Origin of the sequence: Sinorhizobium fredii, assembly GCF_002944405.1 — a bacterium.
In the GTDB taxonomy this organism is placed as follows: domain Bacteria; phylum Pseudomonadota; class Alphaproteobacteria; order Rhizobiales; family Rhizobiaceae; genus Sinorhizobium; species Sinorhizobium fredii_C.
Window position 1 is genome coordinate 1695600 of record NZ_CP024310.1, and the last position, 7218, is coordinate 1702817.

General features: G+C 63.2%; 5 protein-coding genes. 3 read left to right on the plus strand and 2 right to left on the minus strand.

Features of this window, described 5'->3' with window-relative positions:
* Positions 1 to 61 precede the first annotated feature (61 nt).
* Positions 62 to 2023, minus strand: coding sequence for an elongation factor G (locus tag NXT3_RS31530; protein ID WP_104841371.1), 1962 nt, complete (start codon positions 2021 to 2023; stop codon positions 62 to 64).
* Positions 2024 to 2500: 477 nt separating this feature from the next.
* On the minus strand, positions 2501 to 3208 hold the full coding sequence (gene hutC / locus NXT3_RS31535; protein ID WP_104841372.1) for a histidine utilization transcriptional repressor HutC: 708 nt from the start codon (positions 3206 to 3208) through the stop codon (positions 2501 to 2503).
* 341 nt (positions 3209 to 3549) lie between these two features.
* Here hutC and repA point away from each other — a divergent pair, with 341 nt between their 5' ends.
* The 3 genes from repA to repC all read left to right on the plus strand — a co-directional run bounded on the left by repA (position 3550) and on the right by repC (position 7218).
* Complete coding sequence (gene repA / locus NXT3_RS31540) at positions 3550 to 4743, plus strand: plasmid partitioning protein RepA (protein WP_037421435.1); 1194 nt, start codon at positions 3550 to 3552, stop codon at positions 4741 to 4743.
* Positions 4744 to 4746: 3 nt separating this feature from the next.
* Complete coding sequence (gene repB / locus NXT3_RS31545; RefSeq protein ID WP_104841373.1) at positions 4747 to 5751, plus strand: plasmid partitioning protein RepB; 1005 nt, start codon at positions 4747 to 4749, stop codon at positions 5749 to 5751.
* A gap of 156 nt (positions 5752 to 5907) precedes the next feature.
* The gene (gene repC, locus NXT3_RS31550) at positions 5908 to 7218 is read left to right on the plus strand and encodes a plasmid replication protein RepC (RefSeq protein WP_097526950.1); all 1311 of its coding nucleotides are present in this window, start codon (positions 5908 to 5910) and stop codon (positions 7216 to 7218) included.

Sequence of the window (7218 nt, forward strand, 5' to 3'; positions counted from 1 at the left end):
AACCGCATGCACGCATTTCAAGCGCGAGGGTTGCAAATTGCTAGACGCTCCCCCCGCCTCCTCAATGCTCGTTCGCATGGGTCCCATGCGCGTGGACGATCGCCTGCGCCTCCTTGCCGTAGAGCTCCTCGAAGTGATCGAAGCTCTTAGAGAAATAGCCGATGCCCTGCGTCGCCGATCGGAGCGACCGGGCCAGTTCCTCGAAGGCGCTGCCGGGGATGAGCGCGCGGAAGATGTCCCATCCCTTCGCCGCCTCGTCGCGATCGAAGCCGAGCACCTGGCCCTTGAGGGTTGCGACGACCGGCACGAGGGCGCCGGAATAGATCGACGGCACATGGATCTCCACCCGGAAGATCGGCTGCAGCAGCACCGCCCCGGCCTGTGAAAGCGCCTGGCGGACACCGAGCTTGCCGGCCGTGCGGAAGGCATATTCGGAGCTGTCGACGGAGTGGTGCTGGCCGTCGGTCAAAAGTACGCCGACGTCGATCGCCTTGAAGCCGAGCGGGCCCTTGTCCATTGCCTCGCGGGCGCCGGCCTCGACCGCCGGGATGAAATTCCTCGGCACCGCACCGCCCTTGACGGTTTCGGCAAAGGAGAACCCCTCGCCGCGTCCGTTCGGATGAACGCTGAGCTTGACGTCCGCGAACTGGCCGGCGCCACCGGTCTGCTTGCGGTGGCGGTAGTGAACCTCCGCCGATTTCGAGATTGTCTCCCGATAGACCGGGCTCGGCGGCCGCTCGCCGACGGCCACATGGAAGACGTCGGAAAGCGTCCGGCAGATATCGCGCAGGTGCACCGGCCCCTGGACGCTGACCAGCTGCGCGCCGGTCCCCTCCTCCTGCGTGACGTTCAGGCCGCGATCGGTTTCGGCGAGTTTCGCCAGCGTTTCGGAAAGCTTGTTCTCGTCGCGCTCGCTTTCCGGCACCAGGATCCGCTCGAGGATCGGGGTCGGCGGTGCCGTCCATTCCGGCGGCGCGACCGTCGTATGGGGGGTCAACAAGGCCGGAACGCTGAGGTGATCCGATTTCACCGCTGCAAAAATCTGACCGGCGACGGTGATGCCGCTCGCCATCGCCCGGCCGCTCGCCGGGTCCTGAATCGCGCCGAGCCCGGCGCCGCCGAGCACCGCTCCCTGCTTGACGCCGTTCTGCAGCGCCCGGGCGACGACCGTCTTGCCGACGCTCTGCCGGTGATAGGCGTGGAAGCTGACCGCCGTCAGCGCCGCCTCGTCGATGCGGGCGGCCGCGGCCAGGCGCTTGCGCAGCGCGTCGGCGCGCGGCGCCTCGTGGCGTAGCGCCTTCATCAGCCGCATGATGCCGTTGCTGTGGCTCGCCGCACCGAGCAGCACCGGAATGATCCTGTTCTCGGTCAAGACCCGTGTCGAGATCGCGTAGATCGTGTCGCTCGCCGGCTCGCGGTCCTCGATCAATTCCTCGAGCAGCCAGTCGTCGAACTCGGACAGATGCTCCAGCAGCTCGACGCGCGCCTCGTGTTCGCGCTCGATCGTGTTCTCCGGCAACTCGAAGAGCGAAGATGTCTGCCCCTCACGATAGCGCCAGGCGCGCTCCGAGATGAGATCGCAGCTGCCGATGATCTTGTCGCCGTCGCGGATCGGAATTTGCCGCAGCACGAGCGGGCGGCTGCAATAGTCCTGCAGCGCGGCGACCACATCCCGAATTCGCCCGCGCGGCTCGTCCATGCGGTTGACGAAGAGGATGCAGGGCGTGCCCGAGGCCTCGATCGCCCTCAGATACGGGGCGGCGAGCACCGCCTCGTCGACCACGGGCGAAACGCACAGAACGCAGGCGTCGCTCGCCAGCAGCGCATCCTGCGCATGGGCAAGCGCCTCGTTGTTTCCCGGCACGTCGAGAGCACACCAGGCGTCGCCGCCAAAATCGAATTCAGTGATGGATAGACCGTAAGGGGAAACTGACTTTTTCGGCTCGCCTTCCAGCGAGCCCAACCTTTCCACGAGCGTGGATTTTCCGATCTGCGAAGGACCGAGTACCGTAAAGCAGCGCATCCGCGTTCCTCCCTCTGCCAGGATGACACTTCTATGAAGATAGGATGCCCGTCTCGGAGGCAAAGTACCAGAGATTGCTGTTTTTTTGGCGGGTGGCGTCGGGGGGATGCCTGTGCTCGAGCCGGAGCAGTTGTGAATGCTGTGGACCCGGGCCGTGCTTGCCATTGGCGGTCGACAGAGCGCCAAGCCAGAGGCGACATTGAACGACGGTTGCGGAGCTCCTTACCGGATAGGCAACCGGAGGCGAAATTTGATGTAACGCTTATCTATTTGAAACAACGTGGTTTTCTAATTCTGCTGTTGACGAACTGATGACGCGGATGGGGCCGATAACATGTCTCTGATAAGTGCGGCCGGGGGTGTCAGCCGGTGACTAAAGCGCGTCGCGTTCAAACTTATTCACGCGGCGCGCTTTAGGTCTTTGTTTTTGTGCATGTCGTTATCCCAAAACCGCTGCACACTTTTGGGCGACATGCATTAACCGTTCGCGCCGGGAGCGAATTCGGCGAAGAGCTCGTGCCGATCCCCGGGATAGGTGAGCCTGACACTGGTGACGGGGGCGCCACCGCTCCAGGTGCGCCGCTCGATCACCAGGCAGGGCGCGCCGGGCGCGATGTCGAGCGCCTGGGCCGCCGGCCGGCCGGCCGCCACCGCTCGGATGCGATGCTCGGCGGTGCTCCAGGGTATCTGGCCGAGCAGCCACGAGCCCGGCGCGACCGCATCGAAGGGCTCGGCTTCCGCCTCCGGAACGGCCGCAAGATTGATCAGCCGCTCTTCGAGGCAGAAGGGCCGTCCGCCGGCGAAATGCCGGCAGGTAATGTCGATGAGGCGGCCCGAGCCGGGCAGGTCAATCCGTGCCGCATCGCCGGTCGTCACCTTGCGCAGCACGCGCTCGTCGAGACGGTAGGCATAGTCGAGGCCGAGCGATTCAACCTCGAGCCTGACGTCATGGATCTCCATGACGGCCGATTGGACATGCGGAAAGGTGACGTAGCTGCCGGATTTGCGCCGGCGCTCGATCAGGCCGCGCTTGACGAGGTCGCTCAGCGCCTTGTTCACCGTCATCCGCGAGCAGCCATATTGCTCCGTCAGCTCGTGCTCGAACGGTATCCGGTGTCCCGGCGGCCAGAGGCCCGAGAGGATATTCCCCTCGACCTCGTTCAGGATCCTCTGGTGCAGCGACAACTGCTCGGAGCGGTCTCTGTCTTCTGAAGGATGATCGTTGGAAATAGCCGGAACCTCGCTGATGACCAGTCCCGCACCTTAGCCGTTTCCGCCGCCGGCGACAGCCTCGGCCTGGCGATTTTCCACCGGGCTTCGCGCATGCGGCGCGATGACCTAGTAAGAGTAAGGCAACGTTGTCCGCGGACAACTTGACCGACGAGATTGGTGAAAACAGCCGGCCGCACAGCAAAAAGCGGCCCATTTGCTAAGCGTTTGTCATTCGGCAACGAATCGGCGCATAGTATATCTGCGCAGATTCGCTCTTATTGCCGAATTTTGCGCAGTTTTCGGAGATCATCATGTTGCAGCCGAGAGTCCAGAGTGTCGACGAGCAGGAGCACTTGCCCTCCTTGCTGGCGGCCGACGCTCAGGAACTCGCTCATCAGCTGCAGGAACATCAAAGGAAGATCTTCTCTCCGACGGCACAGAAGTCGATGCGGCTCTTCAGCCCGGCGGAGGCCGCCGCCTTCATCGGAATCGGTGAAGGCTACCTGCGCCAGATCGCCTCAGAAGGGCACGGCCCGCAGCCGCTGTCAAACGGCCGGCGCATGTATGCGGTCGAGGATATCGAGCGGATCCGCCGCGTCCTCGACGAGGGCAGCAAGACGGGCAAATACATTCCGCACCGGCGGCCGGGCGAAAAGCTCCAGGTCATCTCGGTGATGAATTTCAAGGGCGGCTCGGGCAAGACGACGACGTCGGCGCATCTGTCGCAATATCTGGCGCTGCGCGGCTATCGCGTGCTGGCGATCGATCTCGACCCGCAGGCATCGCTTTCCGCACTCTTCGGCCACCAGCCCGAACTCGACGTCGGCGAAGCCGAGACGCTTTATGGCGCCATCCGCTACGAGGCCCCTCGCCCGATCGCCGAGGTGGTGCGCTCGACCTATACGACCAATCTGCATCTGATCCCCGGCAATCTCGAATTGATGGAGTTCGAGCACGAAACCCCGAAGGCGATGATCGGCGGCTCCGCCGAGACGCTGTTTTTCGCGCGGATCGGCGAGGTGCTGACGGAAATCGAGAGCTTCTACGATGTCGTCGTCATCGATTGCCCGCCGCAGCTCGGCTTCCTGACGATGTCGGCGCTCTGCGCCGCAACCTCCGTCCTCATAACCGTGCACCCGCAAATGCTCGACGTCATGTCGATGTCCCAGTTCCTGTCGATGACCAGCGAACTCATGGCGGTCGTCGAGAAGGCGGGCGGCCGCACCAGCTATGATTGGATGCGCTATCTCGTCACCCGTTTCGAGCCTAATGACGGTCCGCAGAGCCAGATGACCGGCTTCATGCGGGCGATCTTCGGCAACCGTATGCTGCAGAATGCCATGGTGAAGTCGACCGCGATCTCCGACGCCGGCGTTACGAAGCAGACGCTTTACGAGGTCGAGCGGTCGCAATTCATTCGCGGTACCTATGACCGGGCGATGGATTCCCTTTCGCTCGTCAATGCGGAGATCGAAGAGATGATCCGCAGCGTCTGGGGAAGGAAGTAATCGATGGCCCGCAAGAACCTGATCGGCATCTCCGACAGCCCGGCCGCTCCGCTCGACGCGGAACGGCCGGCGGTCGAGCGACCGATCGCCGGGCTTGCGCCGGGGAAGAGAACCAATGCGCTGGTCGGCGGCATCACGAGGTCGCTCACCAACATCACCCAGAAGGTCGAGCGGGCCGAGGAGCTGGAGCGCCAGCTGGCGCAGGGTCACGCGATCGTCGAGCTCGATCCGGACCTGATCGACGCCTCCTTCGTCGTCGACCGGCTGGGCGTCACGCCGGAAGTGCAGGCCGCGCTGGTCGAGCAGATCCGCGACCATGGACAACAGGTGCCGATCCTGGTGCGGCCGCACCCGGAGGCGGAAAACCGCTATCAGGTCGCCTATGGCCACCGGCGCCTGGCGGCGCTGCGCGAAATCGGCGGCAAGGTGAAAGCCGTCATTCGCGCGCTGAGCGACGAGCAGCTCGTCATTTCGCAAGGGCAGGAGAACAACGCCCGCACGGACCTCTCCTTCATCGAGCGGTCGCTGTTTGCGGCCAGGCTCGAGGACCGCGGCTTTTCGCGGGAGACCATCATGTCAGCGATCGGCGTCGACAAGGCGGCGCTGTCGAAGATGATCACCGTCGTGCGGCGCCTGCCGGTGGAGATCATCGAGGCGATCGGTGCCGCACCCTCCTTCGGGCGGCGGCGCTGGATGGAACTGGCCGATCGGCTTGAAAACAGCGGACGGCGCGCCAAGGCGCTCTCACACATTCGCCAAAGCGTGTTCACGGAAATGGACAGCGACCGGCGCTTCGAAAAGCTCTTCGCGTTGCTCGCCGAAACCAGGACGCGGGCTCGGTCCGAAGCCTGGCTGGCTCCCGACCGGACGCGTCCGGTGCGCATCCGCGATACCGATACGGAAACGACGCTTGCTTTCAGCAAGAAGGCGGCGCCGGGCTTCGCAGAATTCGTGAGGCAGAGGCTCGATGCTCTCTACCTCGAATACCAACAGGAAACAGGAGATTAAGCAGAGCAAAAGAAAAAGGCTTCCGAACGACTAGCGCTGCGGAAACCCTTCTCTCGTGTAGCAACTAGAGATTCCCATTTCCGCGAATCAGTGTCAAGCATTTTTGACGTCGTTTCGGCGAACGGTTTTCTTTTGCCTTGGAAAAGGTGAAGAAAAATGGAGCGTGGGAATGTGACGACGCCTTTCGGGCGCCGGGCGATGACGCTTGGCATGCTCGCAAGGCAGATCGCTGCTGGCGATATTCCGCCGAAGCAGTCGGTCGACAAATGGAAATTGTTTCGCACGGTTTGTGAGGCGAAGGCCGAGATCGGCATCTCGGATCGATCGCTTGCCGTGCTCAATGCTCTCTTGAGCTTCTCTCCCGGTGCCGAACTATCGAGCGAAAACGGCTTGGTCGTGTTTCCCTCGAATGCGCAGCTTTCGCTCCGCGCCCACGGCATGGCCGGTACGACGCTCCGCCGGCATCTCGCCTGCCTAGTCGAAGCCGGGCTGATCGTCCGGCGCGACAGCCCGAACGGCAAGCGCTACGCCCGCAAGAACCGCAATGGCGCGATCGGCGAAGCCTTCGGTTTCGACCTCGCACCGCTGCTTGCCCGGGCCGAAGAATTCAAGGCCGCCGCGGCCAAGCTTGCCGCCGAACAGCAGCATCTCCGGCTCGTTCGTGAGCGCCTGAGCCTCTGCCGGCGCGACATAACCAAGCTGCTCGAACTCAGCCGCGAGATCGGTCCTGACGCTGATCTGGACGCACTCGAGTCCGAGATTCAGCACCTGATCACCGGCCTGCCGCGCAAGGCTCCCGCCGGAGTCGTCGAAGCCATCCTCGAAAAACTCGCAAAACTCCGCGACGATCTGACCAATCGATTGGAAATATTGCTGAATTCGCAAAAAACGGCCGCCAATGATCACCAGAATGGATGGCACAAACAGAATTCAGATCCAGATTCCCAATTTGAATCTGAACCGGGCATGGGAAAAGGCCGGGAGATCAGCTTTACCGCCGACGCCCGCCGAACGGAAAGCGATGGGCGGACGAGAAAACCGGAACAGCGGCGGCGAGATGAGGCCTCTCCCCGACTGCCGGCCAGCCTCGTTCCACCCACCGCCCCTGTCGAACGGCTTTCCCGCCAAATCCCCCTGCCAGCGGTTCTTCAGGCCTGCCCGCAAATTGCCGACTATGCGCCATCCGGCCGCGTGGCGAACTGGAAAGACCTGATTACCGCGGCGATCGTGGTCCGCACCATGCTCGAGGTGAGCGCCGACGCCTATGAGGATGCCTGCTCGGTGCTCGGCTACGAGAATGCCGCGACCGTCATGGCCTGCATTCTCGAAAGAGCCGATCGGATCAACTCACCGGGCGGCTATCTCAGGGATCTCACCCGACGCGCAAGGCAGCAGACCTTTTCGTTGGCACCGATGATCGGCGCCCTGTCCCAGGCAAGCAGGGCGAGTGCGACGATGGCCAGCTAG

Bases quoted from the DNA above. Each gene is read 5' to 3' on its own strand.
- NXT3_RS31530 (WP_104841371.1), bottom strand. From the start codon at position 2,023: ATGCGCTGCTTTACGGTACTCGGTCCTTCGCAGATCGGAAAATCCACG.
- repB (WP_104841373.1), top strand. From the start codon at position 4,747: ATGGCCCGCAAGAACCTGATCGGCATCTCCGACAGCCCGGCCGCTCCG.
- repC (WP_097526950.1), top strand. From the start codon at position 5,908: ATGGAGCGTGGGAATGTGACGACGCCTTTCGGGCGCCGGGCGATGACG.